This is a genomic window from Rickettsia endosymbiont of Pantilius tunicatus (assembly GCF_964291875.1).
Classification (GTDB): Bacteria; Pseudomonadota; Alphaproteobacteria; order Rickettsiales; family Rickettsiaceae; genus Rickettsia.
The window spans coordinates 1,690,988-1,709,525 of the sequence record NZ_OZ198175.1 but is presented as its reverse complement, the minus strand read 5'-3'; the positions used below and the strand labels follow the sequence as shown (position 1 = coordinate 1,709,525).

Sequence of the window (18,538 nt, the reverse complement as noted above, 5' to 3'; positions counted from 1 at the left end):
TTAAACTTCGTCTACCAACTCTTCATTTATTTGAGGTATACCGTCTAGAAATTGCCATAGTAGCTTTGCTCCTTTTATTGCTCCCTGATATGCTAATTCTTGTTCATTTAGGCTTAAATTATCAATCAAATTTGCACATTCTTGAGTATGCCATTGATCAACTTCACTATGAACAATAAAAAATTGTAAAGTCCTGTGATCTAAAATTCCATAAAATTTTTGTAACCCCTGAATTTTAGAGTTAGATACTTCAGGGGTTTGACGCTCATAAGCATATAAGGCTCCAAGCCCTACAGCAAAAGATTTTTCTGTTAACTTAAAATAACCTTGAACAAGTTTTTGAGTTGAGTCTAATTCAGGTTCTGAAGTAAGTTTGCTTCTTAAACATCCTATTCCTTCAGCAAAACGTTTCCATAATTCCGGATGATTTTCTTCGCCTTGTTCTTCTTCTACAAGATTACTAAGTAGTATTTGCCTAGTTTTTATATCGCTACATTTAGAATGTATTGCACTTATATAACATGGAAAAGCGGTAACGTGATGATAATACTCTTTTGCATAGGTTTGTAAAGTAGAACGACTAAGCTTTCCCATATTCCATAATTGATAAAATGGGTGATTTAAAAGGTGATATTGCTTAAGATCTATATTGAGTTGTTCTAAAAATTTCATGTTACCTCCTATTTTATTATTGATATTTAGGTTTTGCAAACTTATAAATTTTATAATTATTTGTTTTATCGATCATTATTGAATCCCAACCTTCTAAAAGATCAAGAGGAAAAAAAGTATCACCTTCATAGTCCTTATTTATCTTTGTAAGTAAGAATTCATTTATAAGATTTTGCTTTAGAAAAAAAGTAGCTATTTCTGCACCTCCGACCATAAAAATTTTTTTATCGCTAAAAAGCTTTATTACTTCCCAAAACTCGTCCAAAGATTTCACAAAAAACACATCATTATCAAAGGATTGAGTAGGTATATTTTTTGAAAAAACAACACAAATACAGTTTTGCAAGATTTTAGGAGGCAGTGAGTCAAAGGTTTTATGTCCCATGACTATAATATTATTTTTTACTATTTGATAAAAATACTCAAATTCTTTAGGGTAAAACCAAGGCATCTGCCCTTTAAGCCCTATCACTCCTTTAGGGTCGCATGCCATTATGCCGGTAATTTTTCTATTTTTCATAATATATTTTATTTATTAAAAGTATACGCCTGTGCTACAAAGAATCTTTGATGATCCTTAACATTATGTACTCGTAAATAGTCGACTTTATTTTCAGCTAAATATTTTGATATTGCTATTGTTTCTAAATCTCTTTCTTCTGCTCTACAATTATAGAAAGTAGAAATATAAGATTTTCTTGAGTGACCAACTAATATCTTACATCCTAATTTTTTAAATTCTTGAATATTTTGTAGTATATGTAAATTTTGGTAAACAGACTTTCCAAAACCTATACCAGGATCAAAAATTATATCTTTTCTATCAAATCCACATTTTTCTAATTTTGCTATTTCTTGCTCTGCCCATATATTTAGACTAATAATCGGAGATTTATTAAAATCAAGACATTGCTGTTTTTGTGGCGGAATGGTTAGCGAATGCATAATAACAATTTTACAATTATAATCTGCAATTAATCGTAATGTATCATTATCTAAGTTAGTTTTAACTAAGTTAATACAATGAATAGGATATTTTTTTAGAATTCGTTTTATCACTTCAGGTAAAAAAGTATCGATACTAATAAGGGATTCTGTTTTTTCTATAACTCCTTTTAGCTCTTCAAGAACATTATCAAGCCTAGTATATTCTTCATCCTCACTAATCATAAAAGCAGAGGGACGTGTTGACTGAGCACCAAGATCGATGATGCTGGATCCTACATCCATTAAATGTATAAAATTCTTAACGGCATCTTCCTTATGAAAACTCAAACCTCCATCAGAAAAAGAATCAGGAGTAATATTTAAAATACCAACAAATTGAGGTTCTAAAACGAGCGAGCGTATAACTCCTTGATTTTCGATTAAATGGGCTATTTCTGCAAAGGTTTTATCTTTATAGAGGTTATCATTAGCACAAACATAACGACATTCTAAGCTTAAGCTTGCAATAAGATGAACAAGAAACGGTCTATTTAATAATTGAGAATGTGGTATTTTTAAATCTGGTGTATCTACACAATAATTATCCCAGAGTAAAATATCTAAATCTATAGCTCGAGGAGACCATTTATTATAAGGCTCTTTTCTGCCTATTTGCTGTTCAATTTTTTTAAGCAAGGTTAGCAGTTCATTGGGCAATAAATTAGTAGTACCTTGCACCACCATGTTAAAATACGGCTTATCCCAACTACTATTTGCATTAGATGATATAATAGCTTGCGTCTCAAAAATAATAGATTGCTTAATTAATACAAAACCATGATTTTTAAGTAAATTTAGAGCTTTTTTAATATTTAAAAGTCTGTTGCCTAAATTACTGCCTATAGAAATATAAATCATATACTATCTTTCCCTGAGTAAGAAAAAGAAATTCCGCTATGTACTCCTGAAACTGGTGATTTTAATTTAGTAACAGTTACCTTTAAAAAAACTTTTTCTGATTTAGTTTTGATAAGATCATGATAAATAATATCATATATTCGGGCTGCTAAATGTTCGATAAGATTAAAGCGATTCTCCTGACAAAGCTTTTGTATCAGTCTTACAGTTTTTGCATAGCAAATAGTATCATCGATATTATCAGTTTGAGTAGCTAGTGGAGGAGTAGCGAAAATTAGTTTTATATTAATTTCTACAGCTTGAGTATGGTGTTTTTCTTCAGAGCCACAACCAAGATGTATCCAAGTTATTAATTTTTCAATATTAAGTTCGCATGAATGATTTAAGTTGAAAGTGCTTTCTCCATAATAATTGAATTAATTTTATTAAACTATAAGGCTTTTGTAGAAGAAGACAATATTTAAATTGAAATGCCGCCGCTTTTTTTTAAACCGGCACGAGCTCTTTCAAGCTTTTTAATAAGTTTAGGGGAATATGATTTGATATCTCTTGGCTTCCCTCCCTCATATTTTCGAGCTAATTTCATTCCACCTCTAATAAAATTATAGGCAAAATTCATTAGTTTTGTCTCACCTGCTATCCTTTTCGGATTCATAAACATGTAAATCTGATAAACGGCAAAGCTTTTGATTAAACGCTTTAGGTCTATTCTTGCCTGCTTGGTTAAGCCTTGTAATTTATCTTTCGGGTTTGCAAGATTTTTATTAGCATCTCTAACAATTTTAGAATGCTGATGCATTAAATAGTTACTGACTTCGGAAATATTTTTACTGATAAGTTTTTCATCCATCTTCAGCATTTTAAGCTTTAGATTTTTAGTCTTACCCAAATATTTACGGATCAATAAAATAATTTGCGATTGGAGTTGAGTTAAATCCATAGTTTGTTCATTTAAGATAGCAAGTATCTGCTCTATCTCATATTCAAAATCTTCATTTTGGCTCAACTCCTCAAAAAGCTCTTCTACTTCGGTGCTTTCAAGTACAAGCGAGTCGCTAACACCCATTAAAGCATCTTTTATTTGCTCAGCAATTTTTTTCGTATCATCAGCTGGATAATCTTGAGTCATATCTAATTTGTAATTAAATATATTTATTTTATACTATCACCTCATTTTTACTTGTCTATAAAAATTATATTAAGATATTTTAATTACCTGAGTCTGAGTAATAATCAGAATCATCCCCACTTAGTGAAACATCCTTAGGATCATAAATAGGACGTGATAAATCTACAGATGTATCTTGCTCTATTTTTTGAGGAATCTCAAATTTTCCTGCTAATTCTTTATACTCTATAGCTTGCGTAAAATGCTCTGTTTTATTATTATTCGGTGGAACTATGTTTGCTAGCTCTATATATCTCAGATAATTTTAAATAATATTTAGGCTCAACTATTTCTTCCAGCTTACCTATAGCCTTAAGATAAGCTTTTGCCGCATCGTCTGTTAGATTGTGTTTTTTATACGCACATAAAAACCACGGGGCTTGCCCCGTGGATGTAGTGCTCCCCATATCTTTCTGCTATGGTGATGTATGCAGATTAGAAAACAAGGTCACTGTGCTTACCAATGTGAGTATCATTTGGTGTTAGTGAGTAAATATAGGCGGAAAATATTCAATGCTGGGAGTTTTGGGTATTTTGAAGCAATACTTAAGCAGGTGTGGGGAAATATACCTGAGATAAAACTATTGACGATAAATCATGATATAGATCATATTCACATGCATCTATCTATACCACCAAAGGTGAGAGTTAGTGATGTGGTGAGGACAATAAAATCTATAACTGGTAGATTATTAAAAAAGAAATTTGAATATATAAGGAAGGCTTATTGGGGTATTGATGGAGTCTGGTCAGATGGATATTTCGTGTCAACTGTTGGAATTAATGAGCATATAATAAAACGATATATAGAGCATCAGGGGCAGGAGGATATGGGGCAAGCACAGCTTGTACTCGACCTATAGGTCGACACAGATACCACGGGGCTTGCCCCGTGGAGTGTTCACAATATTTTGCTTGTAGTAAATATTCTTCTGCTAAATCCTTACTACCTATCTTAGAGTCAAGCATCAGCTCATTGATTAATCCTTTAAATGCTTTCTTTTCATCACCAATACATTTAGTGTTTCTTAAATATTCCAATGCTTTTTTATATTCACCCTGATTTAAATATATCTTACCGAGCTTCGTGTTTGCTTTAACAGAATCAAAGGCAGTAGCTTTTTTATACAACTCTATTGCTGAATTAACACTCACAATTTGTGCATGCTGACAGTAAGTTTCAGCTAATTGATGTTTGTATAATTTTTCTTGTTGGTTATAGAAACCGATAGATCTATGGGTTTCTATTAACAATTCTCCTAATAAATTATAAAAATACTGTTCTTGCTCTGGTAATATTTGGCTATGTAGTAATTTATTATATATTATTGCAGTAAAATTTTTTTCTATTTCATCAATAGTTTTAAATCCCGCAACACATTTCCAGAGAGATTTAGCTTCTTGCTCACTAACCGAACTTACTAATTTTTTAAAGTTATTCATACCATCGGTTATGATGTTAGAAATATTTATATGGCTAGAAGATATATTATGAATATTATCCGTTAAAGTAGTTGTAATATCATCTACGCTTTGAATTTCGGCACCTTGTATAGATTTTAAAAAAGCTTTCAGATTATTTATATTATTTATTTGATCTGCATTTAAAGTCTTATTATTTTTTATTTCTTGATAAAACTTTTTAACAGCATCCTCTATTTTATTTGAAAATGAATGATCATCACTTTTTAATACAGTTTTAAAAGACTCTATTAATTCTGCTTCTAAATTTATTTTATTAAAAGGAGCAAATAAAGTGCTAAACCAATCTTTAACATTAATTATGTTTAGATCATGTTGATCACTTAATTTAAGGTTAGAAAAATATTTCAGATAATTTAGGAAGCTTTCCAATTTAGAGTTTGGGAGTTCTAAAATCTGATTTAACTCTTGAACAACTTCTAAAAAACTTCCTATAGTTTTATTACTATTATCTGTAGCTTTATGATTTTTGATGATTTCTATTAATTTTTTTAATTTATCAGTATTATCAAAAAATTTAAATTTAAAGACTGAGCTCTTTTCTTTATCCCATTTTGCATGCACTAATTCTTTAAATTTACTGACCTCATTTGTTATATTATAATTAACGGTCTGTATTATAAAATATGGAATAAGTTTTTCATCGATGGTTATTTTATTATTTTCATTTTGAGTTATATAATTACCATAATTTATTCTAAAATCTAATAGAGCTTTATATTGCTGTGCTAGTTCACTAGCTTGGGGCAATAAATAGATATAGTCTTCTTGTATCTTATTAATAAAAGATTTTTGTTCATCACTAAAATTACAAAGCTTAATAGCATCATGGAAAATACTAGAAATACGTTCTTTATCATCATCTGGTTTGCTATCAGTCACAACTATAGCTACATTACCTTTATCTATATCAACATTGCCAAGTAATTGAGTAATTTTTTTAAATATTTGAGCAATGTTTTTTACACCCTCTTCTGCATTTTTTGTTGTATCAATATTTTTTATTGCCAATATAAATTTAGTGGGAGTGGTACTTAAAATTCTTTGCAATAAGAATTTATCCAAGATAAGTTCTTGCGTTGAGGCTTTGCTATTTAAATAAGGACTTTTATATGTTACATAACTTCTAAAACTGTCTAAAATTTTTGAATTATCTGTAGAATTTTTTTTTGAAAAGAACCAATCTTTGTGTGCATTACGTTCTAAGTTTAATTTACCATCCTTAAAAAATTAACTATAATATTTAGATCTTCTTGTTCTTGCCCTAGTATAATTAGGTTTTTTTTCTTTACTAATAATAGAGTCATCACTATATTCATTAACTAATTCGATAAAATTTTCACTCTCAAATATATTTTCTATTTCTTTTTCTATGTCTGGTTTCACTAAAGTTTTGGTACTTTCTTCTAAATGTTTTGTTTGATTTTCATTCTGATTACTGGTATTTGACTCTTGAGATGAATTATTTGTCGAGCTTATTTTTTTCTTTTTAATATGTCTAGTATGTTGTTGATAAGTATGCATAATTAACCCTTTACTTAAGTTGTTTTTTCTAATTAAATCTAAACTTTTAGATTAGCTTAATAATTTAGATAAATTAATTAATAAATCTTAACTAAAAAGATTTGATGTGGTAAAAATAACACTAAGCAAATATTGCAATATTTATACGCATGTAGGATTATTTTTACTTTATTTAGTAGACTAACAAGCTTTATAATTGTAGTTATTTTTAATTATGTATAAATTTTAATAATATATTTTTGTTAACTAATTTCGGCAGGGTATGAAAAAACATAAAAATCAAATGTACCTAATAAAAATCCTCATAGCCTTAGCTGTAATCACTGGCATAATATACCTATATTTATTTTACTCTTCGTTTGAACCATCTCAGATTTATATTAATACGAAAGTTAGTAATGAGAATAATTCTCAAGCTATTAAATTTAATCTTAAGAATCAAAAAGGAAAAGCTTTTAGTAGTAAAGACTTAAAAGGACATTTAAGCTTAATTTACTTTGGCGTTATAGCTTAATGCGATAAGATAGTGACTTAGAGTATGAGTTAGATTATACTAAATGAAAAACTTATGGCAAAGGCATATTCATACGATTTAAGAATACGAGTAATAAAAAGTTTAACAGATGGTAAAACAATAAAAGAGACTTCTGAGATATACTCTATTAGTAGGAAGACTATAATAGAATGGAAAAAATTAAAGAAACAAACCGGCGATATCAAAGCAAAAAGTGGTTATCATACAGGACATCGTAGAATAATAAGAGACATAGAGGGATTTAAAAAATTTATAGAATTAAATTTTGATAAAACCACCATGGAACTAGCTAACAACTGGAGTCAAAAAGTATCTGCAAGTACGATATCAAGATTGCTTAATAAATTAGGTTATAGTTATAAAAAAAACTTTTCTTCATCCCAAAAGAGATGTTGGTCTAAGGAATGAGTTTATATTGAAACTAAAAACTATAGACAAACAAGATTTAGTATTTATCGATGAATCTGGGATAGAAGATAATAGCTGTAGAGAACACGGGTGGAGCATTATCGGTCAAAGATGTTATGGTGAAAGGGTCTATCAACATAAATCACGGATTAGTATGATTGCTGGGGTGTCTGCCAAAGATATTATTGCCCCAATAATATTTGATGGGACATGTAATAAGGACATTTTTGAAACTTATGTACAAGAGATATTGATCAAAGAGTTAAAGCCTGGTCAGATAGTAGTAATGGATAATATTAATTTTCATAAAAGTACAAAAGTGAAAACGTTAATTGAATCTGTTGGTTGCAGTATTTTATTTTTACCAACTTACTCTCCTGATTTAAATCCTATTGAGCATTACTGGTTTAAAATCAAGAACGAAATAAGAAAAACTGTTTATAATTTTGAGCACTTTTTTGATGCGGTTTACTATGCTCTTGAAAAAGTCACTACCTTATCGCATTAAGCTATACTTATTCGTTAGATGATGAGAATGCATTGAAAAAGATAGAGGATATTATAAAGATTTTACAAAAAGAAAATATAGTAGTACAGACAGTATTTATTACTCTAGATCCAATAAATGATACAAGTGAAGTACTCAAAAAATATCTTGAAAATATAGATAATAATTTTGTAGGTTTAACTGGTACAATAGGTGATATTACGCAGGTTGCTAATGAGTTTAAAGTATTTTATGAGCCAAAAATATTTGATACAAAAACCGGTAAATATGAACTAAAACACTCTAATTTTGTGTATTTAATTAGTAGCGATAGAAAGTTTCTCAAACATTATTGCTTGGGCTTACCTAAGAATGATAGATAAAGGTTTTCGTCATTGAGAGGAGGCTTGCCCCGCATGGATCAGTTTTTCCCTTATTATCCCGTAGCTTGTCCACGTGATGATACCGAGAGTAAACTCAGTTGAATTCTGTGACAGGCGTGAGGAGCGACGCCTATAATAATAGGCGAGACGACGAGTAACGAATCACAAAGTTCAAATCAGTTTACTATAACCCCACCAAGCTTTTTGCAAAATCGTGTCGGTTAAATATTTTCAAATCTTCTATCTGTTCACCTATACCAATAAAATATATTGGTAAATTAAATTTCTGCACTACCCCAACAATCACGCCAGCTTTAGCACTGCCGTCAAGCTTGGTTACTATAAGACCAGTTAAACTAGTAGCCTCATTAAAATGTTCTACTTGATTATAGGTATTTTGTCCGGTAATAGCATCTATCACTAAAACGCTATGAGTAGGCAGATTTTCGTCTACTTTCTTGATAACTTTTACAATCTTAGTAAGCTCATCCATTAAGTTTTTTTTGTTGTGGAGTCTACCGGCAGTATCGATAAAAAGTATATCAATATTTTGCTTGATTGACTCCTCCACAGCTCTATAAGCAACGCTTGCAGGGTCAGCTGCCTCTTCGCCGGTAATAAGCAAAGCTTTCGCTCTTGTCACCCAACTATCTAACTGATTTATGGCGGCGGCTCTGAACGTATCGCATGCAGCAACTGCTACTTTTTTACCCTGCATTACATACATTGCAGCAAGCTTACCGATGGTAGTTGTTTTACCTGCACCATTAACACCACATACTAAAATTACATTTAGTTTATTTTCATTTAAGGTAAAAGGAATTTCTGATTCTAATAATTGCTGTTCAATAAGATTTGCTAGAGTTTCTTTTATTTCGGTAGCTTCAACTTCTTTATCGAATTTGAGCGATTTAAACTCTTCGATAATTTTAGCTGCTACCAAACTCCCCATATCAGTAGAAATTAATAGCTCTTCCAATTCCTCTAATGTTTCTGCATCTAGTTTTTTCTTGTAAAATATCTTATCAATACCTGCTGATATTTTACTTGAGGTCTTAGATAAACCTTGCTTTAATTTGCTAAATATCGAAATCATTTTTTGTTTTTATATTGTATTTACTGCCATATTAATTCACTCCCGCATGAGGCTTCGTTGCGTAGATCAGTTTCGTCTATATCATCTAGTTAGCTTGTCCACGGGATCTAGAAAAAAGCGAGATAAATTGAACTTTAAATTTAACAAATCTAGTGTGTTTAGACTTTTAAGTGACTGGATTCCCGCCTACGTAGAAAGGCATTGTTGCGTAGATCAATTTTTCCTATTTCATCCCGTGATTTATTCATGCAACGACGCCTTTCAGTCCTAAGATAACACTCTACCCACCAATCCTTGCTATGCAAATTCTTTCAGTGATTTCTTTTAGTTTTTCTATTCGCTCTATTAGATAAAGTAGCTGCTCTTTTGTAATCTTATAATTTTTATCATATCGTGCATCAACATAAACTTTTTTTAACAACTCAAAACATTCTTTTTGTTCAGGCGTTGCAATAGGGAAAACTTGTAATAACTCACTATCATAATTTTTTGCCATGCCGCCTAATTCTTCTATATCGTGCAACTTAGGTTTATAATTAGAGAAAACTAATAAAATGGCACTGTATAAACTTTCGGTAGCTTGATGAAGCAAAAAAGCACTGATATTAAAAATTTCTTCTTCCAAAGCATTTTTAGAAGTTTTTAAAAAATATTTACCATTCTTAAACCACTCTTCAAAATAATCTTGAGCGATTTCTTTCATCTCACTCCAAGGTAAATCTTTAGCCTCGCTTAAAATATACTCACTACTGTCGTATAAAAGTATCCCTTCTTTTTTAAGATCGGTATAGAAATAACGTCCTTTTTCTAATTGTCTATTTATCTCTTCTATTGATTCTAAAATTATTGATATACGTGAATCATAAGGAATAATTTGATCTTTTATTACACCTTTTCTTTTCAATCTTGTATATATTCTATCTTTTAGGTTTAAAGTAGCATGACCTTTATACTTACCTTTCTTTAAGATAATCAAAATATTCGTATCACTATGATAGCCGTTAGGTAGATCACGTACCCAATCGCCTCTAGCAAAAGAGCCATATAAGATAATCATAGCAATTTTATCTTGAGCAAGCTCTAAAATCTGCTGCACTATAAAATCAAGCCTACCTCTAATATGCATAGAGCGTTCAGGTAATGCAGCTTTCATTTAATACCTATCTTTATCATCATATACACCCCAAAGGTCTTTTTTAAGTACCCAACCAGTGTAATTTTTACAGGTAATTTGGCAAAATTGTTCTTTGCATTTTTTTAAAGTGCAGCGAACTTTTGGCATTAATTTTGCTATTACTCTACTCTCTATATTTGCATATTTAAATAATTCGATCTCTTGATCAGCAATAATAATTACTGATCTTCTACCTGATAAGACGCTTGAATGTATCCAGCCACTTTCACCCTGAATATCACGCACTTGCCGCCACTGTTCATATTCAGCAATTATTTCTACCGGTTCACCTTTTTTAACAAAAACCCACTCTATTGCTGCTTTAGTTGTCGGACCACTTCGTGCATTAACTTCATTAGATTTTATTGAAACAAATCTCGGGATAGGTAACTTTTTATTATCAGCATTAATTGTAGTTGATAGTATTATTGCAATTAAAGCAATGAGAATCTTAATCATTATACTCTACTTCTGATAAACTATCCTCTTTTTTTGCTACTATATAATTACCAAGCCTAAATTGTACTTTTATTCTATTAATTTCTTGCTCACTAATACCTATGAATTTTAAAACAGTACCACCAATTTGAAGACCTGTTTCATAACTTTCAGGGATAATAGTTGTTGCCCCTAAATCATAGAACTCTCTAGAATTTTTAAGGCTTTTTAACTTCACAATAACTTGCATATCAGGATAGTTAGCGGTAATTGTTTTAAGCGATTTCTTTATAGTTACTTGATTATTCATAGTAAGTATAATAGCAAGAGCCCTATCTGTACCAAGGGCTTTTAGAGTATCTGCCTGTGATACGTCACCTTTAAAAACCGGAAAACCATCTGTTAACCCTTCCTTAACTCTATCTTCATTTAAATCTAATATTACATAGCTTGTTCCTTCAGCTTCTAGAACCCTTGCGACCATTTTACCGATATTACCGAGTCCTGCAATAATAATATGATTTGTTAAATCTCTTGCACCAAGCTCTATAATTTGTGTCGGCGTCTTACCAAGACCTTTATCGACTTTTTCAGCAATTTTTCGTCCTAATGCTGCAAGTAGCGGGGTAAGTGCCATAGTAAAGGTAACAACAAGCAATAATATGTTAGCACTACTTTCTTCTAAAACACCACTTTCTTTACCTAAGCTAAATAATATGAAAGCAAATTCCCCGCCCTGTGATAATAAAAGCCCTGAATAAAAAGCAACACCTTTATTAAACCCAAATAAAATACAAAAAGCTGTTATTATCAAGGTTTTAATACCTATTAAAGCAATAGATAAAGTAAGGATATGAGATAGTTTCTCATACATCTCAAGTGCGTCGATATTCATACCGACAGTCATGAAGAATAACCCCAAGAATAAACTTTTGAAAGGGTAAATGCTTTCTTCTGCTTGTAGTCTAAATTCAGTTTCAGCAACTAATACTCCAGCAACAAAAGCTCCAAGTGCTAGCGATAAGCCGAAAGTTTCAGTAGCCCAAGCAGCAGAAAGCACTATTAACAAAGTCATTGAAATAGGCAGCTCATTAGCACTGTTACTTTCGGAAGAAATGAATGAAAATATTGGACGAAGTAAAACACGACCAGCAACAAATATAGTAAGTAAAGCAACAATAGCTTTCAAAAATGCAATACCAAGTGCTGTCGCAAGAGAAGCCTGACTATTACCGCTAAGCAGTGGCACTATTACAAGTAAAGGTACTACAGCCAAATCTTGAAGCAGTAAAATTGCTAAAGCAATTCTACCGATTTGTGTGGATTGGCTACGATTTTCTTCAATGACCTGCATAACAAGGGCGGTAGATGAAAGTGCAAGCCCGCCTCCAGTAATAATAGCAGCACTACTATTGCCGTCTATAAGCACCATCGCACCAGCAATTACTATGGCAGTTGTTAGAACTTGTAAAGTACCAAGCCCAAAAACATACCGCCTCATAGCTTTTAATCGCTCGAAAGATAGCTCAAGCCCTATCGCAAATAATAGAAATACTACACCAAGTTCGCCGAGTAACTTAGTCTGGTCATATGTTACAATTTTTAGACCATGATCACCAATTGCAGCTCCAGCAATTAGATAGCCAAGTACTGGACTTAACTTAAATCGTTTAAGTATAGACACGATAAAGACTGCAGTACCAAGTAAAATTATAACATTAATAAGTATATGATCGTTCATTTAAAAATATTTATTTTTTCCAAATTTCTTCAAGTTTAAAATGTGTTCTTGCTTCAGGATAAAAAATATTAACCAAAATAGTACCTGCATCTATTAATACCCATTCTGATTTACCAAGCCCCTCTATATTAGTATTTACACCCGCTTTATTTTTTAGCTCTAATGCCACATATTCAGCTATTGCTCCAACGTTCTTAGTTGACCTACCATTAGCAAATATAATATAATCAACTATCTTATTTTTACCACTCAAGTCAATTACATCTATATCTTCTGCTTTCTTTTCATTTAGGCATTCTAAAATAAATAATTTTAGTTCTTCACTTTCTTTTTTCATATTACTGTAATATATTATTTTAATATTAATTATATTCGCAAGAATCATTATTATCAATAGAACTCTATAGATAATGATATAATTAATAACGTATACATTATATAGGAATTAATAAAATAATGGCAATATCTGCAGAAGAATTAGAAAAAATACTCAAAAAATCTTTTCCAAACGGTATAATTAAAATTACCGATTTAGTAGGTGATCAAGACCATTATGCACTAGAATTATCAGATATACAGTTTAGAGGACTTACTTTAATTAATCAACATAAACTAGTAAAAAATGCTCTATCTGAGGTATTAAATAAAAAACTTCATGCAATTACGATAAAAACCATTGTGATTTAGTAATAAGCCAAGTCAGATAAATTTATCTAACTCTCTACGTTAATTGCTCCAATTCTTGTTTTATTTCTTTAACTATTAAATTGATGAGACCCAGATTTATCATCTATAATATTAAGTATTTTTAATAATTGTTTTTTATCTGTCAATCTTAGATTCTTTTTTAAAATTTCAAGGCATTCTTGATCATTTATAATTTCATAAATTATTGCCTTAAAACATTCAAAATTGTAACATAAATCTTTTAACTTACTCAGAATAGTTGTTACATACATATCATTAGGATAAGCTTCTATATCATAAATTAAGTTATACATTGCTTCAGGGAACTCGCAATTATCACTAAAATTATCTATTAATCTCTTAGGGTTTAATTCCCCGAAGCCCTGCTTCGTGATATACTAGATGCATGGAAGAAAGCAGTTATATACATATAAAGTCATAATGTCACAGTACTAATATATCATTTAGTAACACCGGCAAAGTATAGAAGAGTAATATTCAATGAGGAACTAGACGATTATTTATGTAAAATTTGTGAGGACATAGAAGCTCGTTATGAAATTAGATTTTTGGAAATAGGAGTAGATAAAGAACATGTACATTTTTTACTACAGTCAATACCAATGTATAGCCCAACAAAAATAACTCAAATCATAAAAAGTATTACATCTAAGGAAATGTTTAAGAAATATCCAAATCTTAAAGAAAAATTATGGGGAAGTGAGTTTTGGAGTAAAGGATATTTTATGAGCACAGTATGTAAACATGGTGATGAGCGGAAATTACGTAATTATGTAAAAAATCAAGGTTCAGGCAAACCTTCTTATAAAGCATTTCAACAAAAACAGTTAAAACTTTTTGGATAGATACCTCGTAGCTCTGCTGCGAGGAGTATCATTTTTTCTAAAATTTTTGGATCTTTTATTTCTTCTAATTTAGATATTGTTTTTTCAAATAACTCTATATCTTCGGAAATTGCTATCCGTTCAGGATATCTAGTACATTTTGCTATTAATTCATCCTTTTCGTGTAATTCTTTATTACATAAACTATCATTAACTTCTCCGAAAGATTTTTCATCAACTTTAACTAATTCGTCATCATTATTTTGTAACATACATAGCGTGTAGTGGAGACATCTATCTAAAGTTTCTTGTATTACTATTTCTATAATTTCTTTATTCTCGCTCGATGTATTATCCATTTTCTGAGCTAGAGTTTTAGTTGTACTATTTAAAACACCAAGCATTTGTATTAATATGCTATCATGTACAAATTGAATATATATTTCTCTAAAATTGAATAATGATTCTTGTTGTTTATTCATATTTTTAACTATTTTATTTTTTATGTTAAGAAATATTATATAATGTAGATATTTCAAAAATTAGAAATCAAATAAGCGGTAAGCCTGCACAACTTACAAAAGAGACTCAAGATTTGAAGTATCAATATATTTTATAATTAGAAACAGCAACGTTGATGTCGTTAGTGAGGTTTTCTTATATTACCCCTTGCAGAAATAATATAAAAAATTAGTAAATTATTGAGTATATTGTGGTGCTACTAGGGGGAATTGAACCCCCGACCTCTTCATTACCAATGAAGTGCTCTACCCCTGAGCTATAGTAGCATAGAGTTTTTTTTCAAACTCTTTTTGCCATATATTTGCCATTAAATCAAGAAAAATTTTGGAATTTGTTAGATTATTCCACTATTATCAGAAGCTTCACCACATATATCAGCCTCTTTAGAAATACAGAATTCTTCAAAGTGAAGAGCAACATCTTCTGAATTTTTAATGTCAAGATAGCCTAGTAAAAGATTATTTAGCCAATATTTTCAAAAAAAGCGAGTATATTTAGGTACGGTTTTTATAAAAAAATAATGCTATCAATGCAAGGATGCAGCTTAAAATGATATAATAAACTGCAGAAGTAACTTGACCCGTTTTTTGCACTAGATACTCAAAAACAAGTGGAGTAGTACCACCAAAAATAGTTGTAGCGGTGTTATATGAAAGCGAAAGTGCAGTATTACGTATTTCAGTAGGATAAAATTCTGCTTGCAAAGCTGGTTCAGGACCGATATAGCTAGCAGCAAGCACTGAGAGTATAAATTGTGAAATAATTACACCGGTGAAATTACCTGTTTCAAAATTATTAAGTAAAAACGGAGTTGCTATAATAATCACTACAAGGTTAATTACAAAAATTTTCCTGCGACCTATAACATCGGATAAATAACCGCTGAGTAATGTTACAGCTATCATAATCACGTAACATACGCTAGCTAGGCTATTTACTTCATTTTCGGTAAGGTTGCGACTGATTTTTAAAAATGACACTAAATAAATTGCATGCAAATAGAATATTATCGAACCTGGAGCATTGATAAAAATCGAAATTAATATATCAAACCAGTGCTTAGTAATAACTTTTTTTAGCGGCGAATTCTGTATCTTTTTCTGTTCTTTTAAATTTTTAAAATTCGGCGTTTCATGCGTATGGTTTTTAATGTAAAACGCTGCAAAAAGGATAAAGAAACCGAGTAAAAAAGGTATCCTCCAGCCAAAACTATCAAACTGTTCAGCGTTTAAGATATTCTTGACGATATAAGAAACAAAAGAGCCAAGCAATAAACCAGCACATATACTAGACATTGAAATACTGCCAGTAAAGCCTCGATGCTTTGGATGAGTATGCTCAATAACAAATGAGATAGAACCGGTTAAAGCTCCGCCCATTGACAGCCCTTGTAAGATTCTCACAACAATCATTGATATAGTGGCAGTGATACCGATAGTATGGTAGGTCGGTAATATTCCGATTAATACAGTTGGGGCAGACATGCAGAATAAAGCACCAGTTAAAACTGCTTTTCTGCCAAATTTGTCACCAATAACACCAAAAAATATACCTCCTAGTGGTCTTGCCAAATACCCTATAGCAAAGACTAAAAAAGCCTGCAATAAAGAAGTATTAGCATCATCGTTTGGGAAAAACTTAGTTCCAATTATTGGTGCAAAACAACCGAATAGTACGTAATCATACCACTCAAAAGTGTTGGCTATGCCGCTTGAAAATACTATTTTTCTTCGATTCATATTTTTTTGCTCATGGCTTTCTTTTCAGAATATATTATAAATAAAGTTGCTGGAATTATGATTACCGCCCCATGCAATGTACTTTTGTCTGGAAACTCGTTAAATATGAAGTACGCTGCTATTGCCGAGATAACAAGCTCTAAATACCTGTAAGGAGCAGTGGCGGTAGCATCTACCATAGAAAAAGCTTTAAGTAGCAAAAATAATATTAAACTCCCACTACTGCCTAAAATAAACAATAACGCTAATTCAAAAAGAGTCGGAGTAAGCCAGTAGTTAGCAGCAGCAGGTATCGATACTACAGCAGTTACTATTGCTGAATAAAATAGCATACTAATCATTGACTCTTTTACCACAAATTTTTTATTTATAATATCAAGCATGGCAAATGAAATAGCGGCTAAAATAAAATAGAGTATTTCAGGGTTAAAATCTTCAGCATGAGGTTTAAGCGTAATTACTAGTCCAACGAATCCTACTATTGTTACTACCCATCTTTGCCAGATGATATTTTCATTAAGAAAAAATACGGCAAGTATTAAAGTAAATAACGGAATAGAAAAGCTTATAACTGTTGCAGTAGTAACAGGGGCAATACTTAAGCCGTAAGTCCATGAAGTCATACCGAAAAATAATAGTAATCCTCTTAGAATGTGAACAAAAGGACGACTTGTTTTTAAGGTATTTTTACCATAATAAACAACGAAAGGTAATAAAACTATGCTACTGAAAAAAAAACGAAAAAAAGCTACTTCAAAGCTATGTAATCTAGTTCCTAAATATTTAGACATTACATCGTTAGCACTACTACTTACCAGACTAAGTAAGAACCAGCCTATACCTATTGAATATGTTTTTAATGCATCATTCATTAATATACTCCAGTAATTTCTATAATTTTATTTATAATTTCTTGACTTTTAATATGAAAAAATCTTATCTTCTAAAGAAGATAAATACATAACGATGAAAAGCTTATGTTATAATATAATAATGAATTTTAAGCAAGTAAAGGATTGTAACTATGATAAAAATGTCTAAAAGATTAGGAGTAATTTTGTTTGTATCATGCATAAGCATTAATAGCTTTGCCAAAAGCATGGAAGCTGATGTAAATGCTGTACCGGAGTATAACTATGATGATATTCCATATTATGAAAATGAAGGAAGTTTACTCGTTAAAGTACGTCTAAACGGAGTTTTTGCACATGCTAAGCAGAAAAACTTACCTGCTCCTACAGTTCCTCAGCCTCTTCCAATAGGTGAGTTTGTAAAAAATGGTTATGGTGGTGATATATCTACTACTATATTCTTCAACAATTATTTTGCTACTGAATTATCTTTAGGTTTTAATGTGTTACGTACTAAAAATTCAGTGCTTAGTAATGTATCTTACAACTATGGCGTTGGAGCAACACCTGGTAAAAGCAAGCCTCTATATATGATCCCAGCAACTATTACCGGACAATTTCATGTAGCACCTTTTGGTGGCATTAGACCTTATGTAGGTTTAGGTTATCATGGTTCATATATGATCACTCAATCTAGCGGTATTAAGATAAGAAACGGAAACGGTTTTGTAGGACAAATAGGTCTGGATTTTTATGCTAAAGATGATACAGTAATAAATTTAGATATAAAACAATATTATTTAAATCCTAAAATTGTATACAAGCCAAGTTTAGTAGGAAATCAAAATATTACCTCTAGAACTAAGCTTAATCCTTTAGTAGTTTCTATAGGTATAGGATTTAGTTTTTAATTTTAAGTGTCATACTAGCTAGCTTGACCG

The 18,538-nt window shown here is 30.9% G+C and carries 22 protein-coding genes, 1 tRNA gene and 2 pseudogenes; 7 read left to right on the top strand and 18 right to left on the bottom strand.

Annotated features, from left to right (window positions below; translation table 11 throughout):
- The 6 genes from ACICQC_RS10025 to ACICQC_RS10000 form a co-directional block, all read right to left on the bottom strand.
- Positions 1-672, bottom strand: a complete 672-nt coding sequence (locus ACICQC_RS10025) for a CADD family putative folate metabolism protein (RefSeq protein ID WP_395476903.1) — start codon at positions 670-672, stop codon at positions 1-3.
- A gap of 16 nt (positions 673-688) precedes the next feature.
- Positions 689-1,192 carry a dihydrofolate reductase gene (locus ACICQC_RS10020; RefSeq protein ID WP_395476902.1) on the bottom strand — a complete coding sequence of 168 codons (504 nt, stop codon included), beginning with the start codon at positions 1,190-1,192 and terminating at the stop codon, positions 689-691.
- An 8-nt stretch (positions 1,193-1,200) separates the two neighbouring features.
- Positions 1,201-2,517, bottom strand: a complete 1,317-nt coding sequence (gene folP / locus ACICQC_RS10015) for a dihydropteroate synthase (protein ID WP_395476901.1) — start codon at positions 2,515-2,517, stop codon at positions 1,201-1,203.
- Positions 2,514-2,858, bottom strand: coding sequence for a dihydroneopterin aldolase (locus ACICQC_RS10010; protein WP_395477718.1), 345 nt, complete (start codon positions 2,856-2,858; stop codon positions 2,514-2,516). Before ACICQC_RS10010 ends, folP begins: the two co-directional genes overlap by 4 nt.
- 119 nt (positions 2,859-2,977) lie before the next feature.
- Positions 2,978-3,646 carry a DUF5394 family protein gene (locus ACICQC_RS10005; RefSeq protein ID WP_395476900.1) on the bottom strand — a complete coding sequence of 223 codons (669 nt, stop codon included), beginning with the start codon at positions 3,644-3,646 and terminating at the stop codon, positions 2,978-2,980.
- A gap of 257 nt (positions 3,647-3,903) precedes the next feature.
- Positions 3,904-4,092 carry a hypothetical protein gene (locus tag ACICQC_RS10000; protein ID WP_395476899.1) on the bottom strand — a complete coding sequence of 63 codons (189 nt, stop codon included), beginning with the start codon at positions 4,090-4,092 and terminating at the stop codon, positions 3,904-3,906.
- 21 nt (positions 4,093-4,113) lie between these two features.
- Here ACICQC_RS10000 and tnpA (ACICQC_RS09995) point away from each other — a divergent pair, with 21 nt between their 5' ends.
- Positions 4,114-4,548: an IS200/IS605 family transposase gene (gene tnpA, locus ACICQC_RS09995; RefSeq protein WP_395476676.1), complete on the top strand. Its 435-nt coding sequence runs from the start codon at positions 4,114-4,116 to the stop codon at positions 4,546-4,548.
- Here tnpA (ACICQC_RS09995) and ACICQC_RS09990 read toward each other — a convergent pair.
- Positions 4,466-6,178, bottom strand: a complete 1,713-nt coding sequence (locus tag ACICQC_RS09990) for a hypothetical protein (RefSeq protein ID WP_395476898.1) — start codon at positions 6,176-6,178, stop codon at positions 4,466-4,468. The genes tnpA (ACICQC_RS09995) and ACICQC_RS09990 overlap by 83 nt on opposite strands.
- Positions 6,179-6,397: 219 nt before the next feature.
- Positions 6,398-6,691, bottom strand: coding sequence for a hypothetical protein (locus tag ACICQC_RS09985; protein ID WP_395476897.1), 294 nt, complete (start codon positions 6,689-6,691; stop codon positions 6,398-6,400).
- Positions 6,692-6,953: 262 nt separating this feature from the next.
- Between ACICQC_RS09985 and ACICQC_RS09980 the strand changes: the two are divergent.
- From ACICQC_RS09980 to ACICQC_RS09970, 3 genes and pseudogenes are all read left to right on the top strand, one after another.
- A pseudogene (locus ACICQC_RS09980) lies at positions 6,954-7,193 on the top strand (photosynthetic protein synthase II); the annotation flags it as partial.
- Positions 7,194-7,259: 66 nt separating this feature from the next.
- Positions 7,260-8,142 (top strand): IS630 family transposase gene (locus ACICQC_RS09975; RefSeq protein ID WP_395476497.1). Its coding sequence is split into 2 segments (ribosomal slippage): positions 7,260-7,586 and positions 7,588-8,142, totalling 882 coding nucleotides; the frame shifts between segments, so codons are not numbered across the junction.
- A pseudogene (locus tag ACICQC_RS09970) lies at positions 8,130-8,504 on the top strand (SCO family protein); the annotation flags it as partial. The gene ACICQC_RS09975 and the pseudogene ACICQC_RS09970, both read left to right, overlap by 13 nt.
- A 184-nt stretch (positions 8,505-8,688) precedes the next feature.
- On the opposite strand, the gene ftsY reads toward ACICQC_RS09970, so the two are convergent.
- From ftsY to rsfS, 5 genes are all read right to left on the bottom strand, one after another.
- Positions 8,689-9,600, bottom strand: a complete 912-nt coding sequence (gene ftsY, locus ACICQC_RS09965; protein WP_395476896.1) for a signal recognition particle-docking protein FtsY — start codon at positions 9,598-9,600, stop codon at positions 8,689-8,691.
- A 280-nt stretch (positions 9,601-9,880) separates the two neighbouring features.
- Positions 9,881-10,753 carry a HEPN domain-containing protein gene (locus ACICQC_RS09960; protein ID WP_395476895.1) on the bottom strand — a complete coding sequence of 291 codons (873 nt, stop codon included), beginning with the start codon at positions 10,751-10,753 and terminating at the stop codon, positions 9,881-9,883.
- Entirely contained in the window at positions 10,754-11,233 is a 480-nt protein-coding gene (locus ACICQC_RS09955; RefSeq protein WP_395476894.1) for an SH3 domain-containing protein, read from the bottom strand.
- On the bottom strand, positions 11,226-12,953 hold the full coding sequence (locus ACICQC_RS09950; protein WP_395476893.1) for a monovalent cation:proton antiporter-2 (CPA2) family protein: 1,728 nt from the start codon (positions 12,951-12,953) through the stop codon (positions 11,226-11,228). Before ACICQC_RS09950 ends, ACICQC_RS09955 begins: the two co-directional genes overlap by 8 nt.
- Before the next feature lie 10 nt (positions 12,954-12,963).
- A complete protein-coding gene (gene rsfS, locus ACICQC_RS09945) occupies positions 12,964-13,290 on the bottom strand; it encodes a ribosome silencing factor (RefSeq protein WP_395476892.1) in 327 nt (108 codons plus the stop codon).
- 119 nt (positions 13,291-13,409) lie between these two features.
- On the opposite strand from rsfS, the gene ACICQC_RS09940 reads away from it, so the two are divergent.
- A complete protein-coding gene (locus ACICQC_RS09940) occupies positions 13,410-13,640 on the top strand; it encodes a BolA/IbaG family iron-sulfur metabolism protein (protein ID WP_395476891.1) in 231 nt (76 codons plus the stop codon).
- A 68-nt stretch (positions 13,641-13,708) separates the two neighbouring features.
- On the opposite strand, the gene ACICQC_RS09935 is transcribed toward ACICQC_RS09940, so the two are convergent.
- A complete protein-coding gene (locus tag ACICQC_RS09935; RefSeq protein ID WP_395476890.1) occupies positions 13,709-13,954 on the bottom strand; it encodes a hypothetical protein in 246 nt (81 codons plus the stop codon).
- 141 nt (positions 13,955-14,095) lie between these two features.
- On the opposite strand from ACICQC_RS09935, the gene tnpA (ACICQC_RS09930) reads away from it, so the two are divergent.
- Positions 14,096-14,506 carry an IS200/IS605 family transposase gene (gene tnpA, locus ACICQC_RS09930; protein WP_395477717.1) on the top strand — a complete coding sequence of 137 codons (411 nt, stop codon included), beginning with the start codon at positions 14,096-14,098 and terminating at the stop codon, positions 14,504-14,506.
- Here tnpA (ACICQC_RS09930) and ACICQC_RS09925 read toward each other — a convergent pair.
- From ACICQC_RS09925 to ACICQC_RS09910, 4 genes are all read right to left on the bottom strand, one after another.
- Positions 14,476-14,967, bottom strand: a complete 492-nt coding sequence (locus ACICQC_RS09925; RefSeq protein WP_395476889.1) for a hypothetical protein — start codon at positions 14,965-14,967, stop codon at positions 14,476-14,478. The genes tnpA (ACICQC_RS09930) and ACICQC_RS09925 overlap by 31 nt on opposite strands.
- Before the next feature lie 231 nt (positions 14,968-15,198).
- Positions 15,199-15,273 (bottom strand) — tRNA-Thr (locus ACICQC_RS09920).
- 228 nt (positions 15,274-15,501) lie between these two features.
- Positions 15,502-16,746 (bottom strand): MFS transporter, encoded by a 1,245-nt coding sequence (locus ACICQC_RS09915; protein WP_395476888.1) that lies wholly within the window; start codon positions 16,744-16,746, stop codon positions 15,502-15,504.
- Entirely contained in the window at positions 16,743-17,618 is an 876-nt protein-coding gene (locus ACICQC_RS09910) for a DMT family transporter (protein WP_395476887.1), read from the bottom strand. The genes ACICQC_RS09915 and ACICQC_RS09910 overlap by 4 nt, the downstream gene beginning before the upstream one ends.
- 152 nt (positions 17,619-17,770) lie before the next feature.
- On the opposite strand from ACICQC_RS09910, the gene ACICQC_RS09905 reads away from it, so the two are divergent.
- Complete coding sequence (locus tag ACICQC_RS09905; protein WP_395476886.1) at positions 17,771-18,508, top strand: OmpW family outer membrane protein; 738 nt, start codon at positions 17,771-17,773, stop codon at positions 18,506-18,508.
- The last annotated feature ends 30 nt before the right edge of the window (positions 18,509-18,538 follow it).

Coding starts and splice junctions, on each gene's coding strand:
- ACICQC_RS10025 (WP_395476903.1), bottom strand. CDS start 672: ATGAAATTTTTAGAACAACTCAATATAGATCTTAAGCAATATCACCTT.
- ACICQC_RS10020 (WP_395476902.1), bottom strand. CDS start 1,192: ATGAAAAATAGAAAAATTACCGGCATAATGGCATGCGACCCTAAAGGA.
- folP (WP_395476901.1), bottom strand. CDS start 2,517: ATGATTTATATTTCTATAGGCAGTAATTTAGGCAACAGACTTTTAAAT.
- ACICQC_RS10005 (WP_395476900.1), bottom strand. CDS start 3,646: ATGACTCAAGATTATCCAGCTGATGATACGAAAAAAATTGCTGAGCAA.
- ACICQC_RS10000 (WP_395476899.1), bottom strand. CDS start 4,092: ATGGGGAGCACTACATCCACGGGGCAAGCCCCGTGGTTTTTATGTGCG.
- tnpA (WP_395476676.1), top strand. CDS start 4,114: ATGCAGATTAGAAAACAAGGTCACTGTGCTTACCAATGTGAGTATCAT.
- ACICQC_RS09985 (WP_395476897.1), bottom strand. CDS start 6,691: ATGCATACTTATCAACAACATACTAGACATATTAAAAAGAAAAAAATA.
- ftsY (WP_395476896.1), bottom strand. CDS start 9,600: ATGATTTCGATATTTAGCAAATTAAAGCAAGGTTTATCTAAGACCTCA.
- ACICQC_RS09960 (WP_395476895.1), bottom strand. CDS start 10,753: ATGAAAGCTGCATTACCTGAACGCTCTATGCATATTAGAGGTAGGCTT.
- ACICQC_RS09955 (WP_395476894.1), bottom strand. CDS start 11,233: ATGATTAAGATTCTCATTGCTTTAATTGCAATAATACTATCAACTACA.
- ACICQC_RS09950 (WP_395476893.1), bottom strand. CDS start 12,953: ATGAACGATCATATACTTATTAATGTTATAATTTTACTTGGTACTGCA.
- rsfS (WP_395476892.1), bottom strand. CDS start 13,290: ATGAAAAAAGAAAGTGAAGAACTAAAATTATTTATTTTAGAATGCCTA.
- ACICQC_RS09940 (WP_395476891.1), top strand. CDS start 13,410: ATGGCAATATCTGCAGAAGAATTAGAAAAAATACTCAAAAAATCTTTT.
- ACICQC_RS09935 (WP_395476890.1), bottom strand. CDS start 13,954: ATGTATAACTTAATTTATGATATAGAAGCTTATCCTAATGATATGTAT.
- ACICQC_RS09925 (WP_395476889.1), bottom strand. CDS start 14,967: ATGAATAAACAACAAGAATCATTATTCAATTTTAGAGAAATATATATT.
- ACICQC_RS09915 (WP_395476888.1), bottom strand. CDS start 16,746: ATGAATCGAAGAAAAATAGTATTTTCAAGCGGCATAGCCAACACTTTT.
- ACICQC_RS09910 (WP_395476887.1), bottom strand. CDS start 17,618: ATGAATGATGCATTAAAAACATATTCAATAGGTATAGGCTGGTTCTTA.
- ACICQC_RS09905 (WP_395476886.1), top strand. CDS start 17,771: ATGATAAAAATGTCTAAAAGATTAGGAGTAATTTTGTTTGTATCATGC.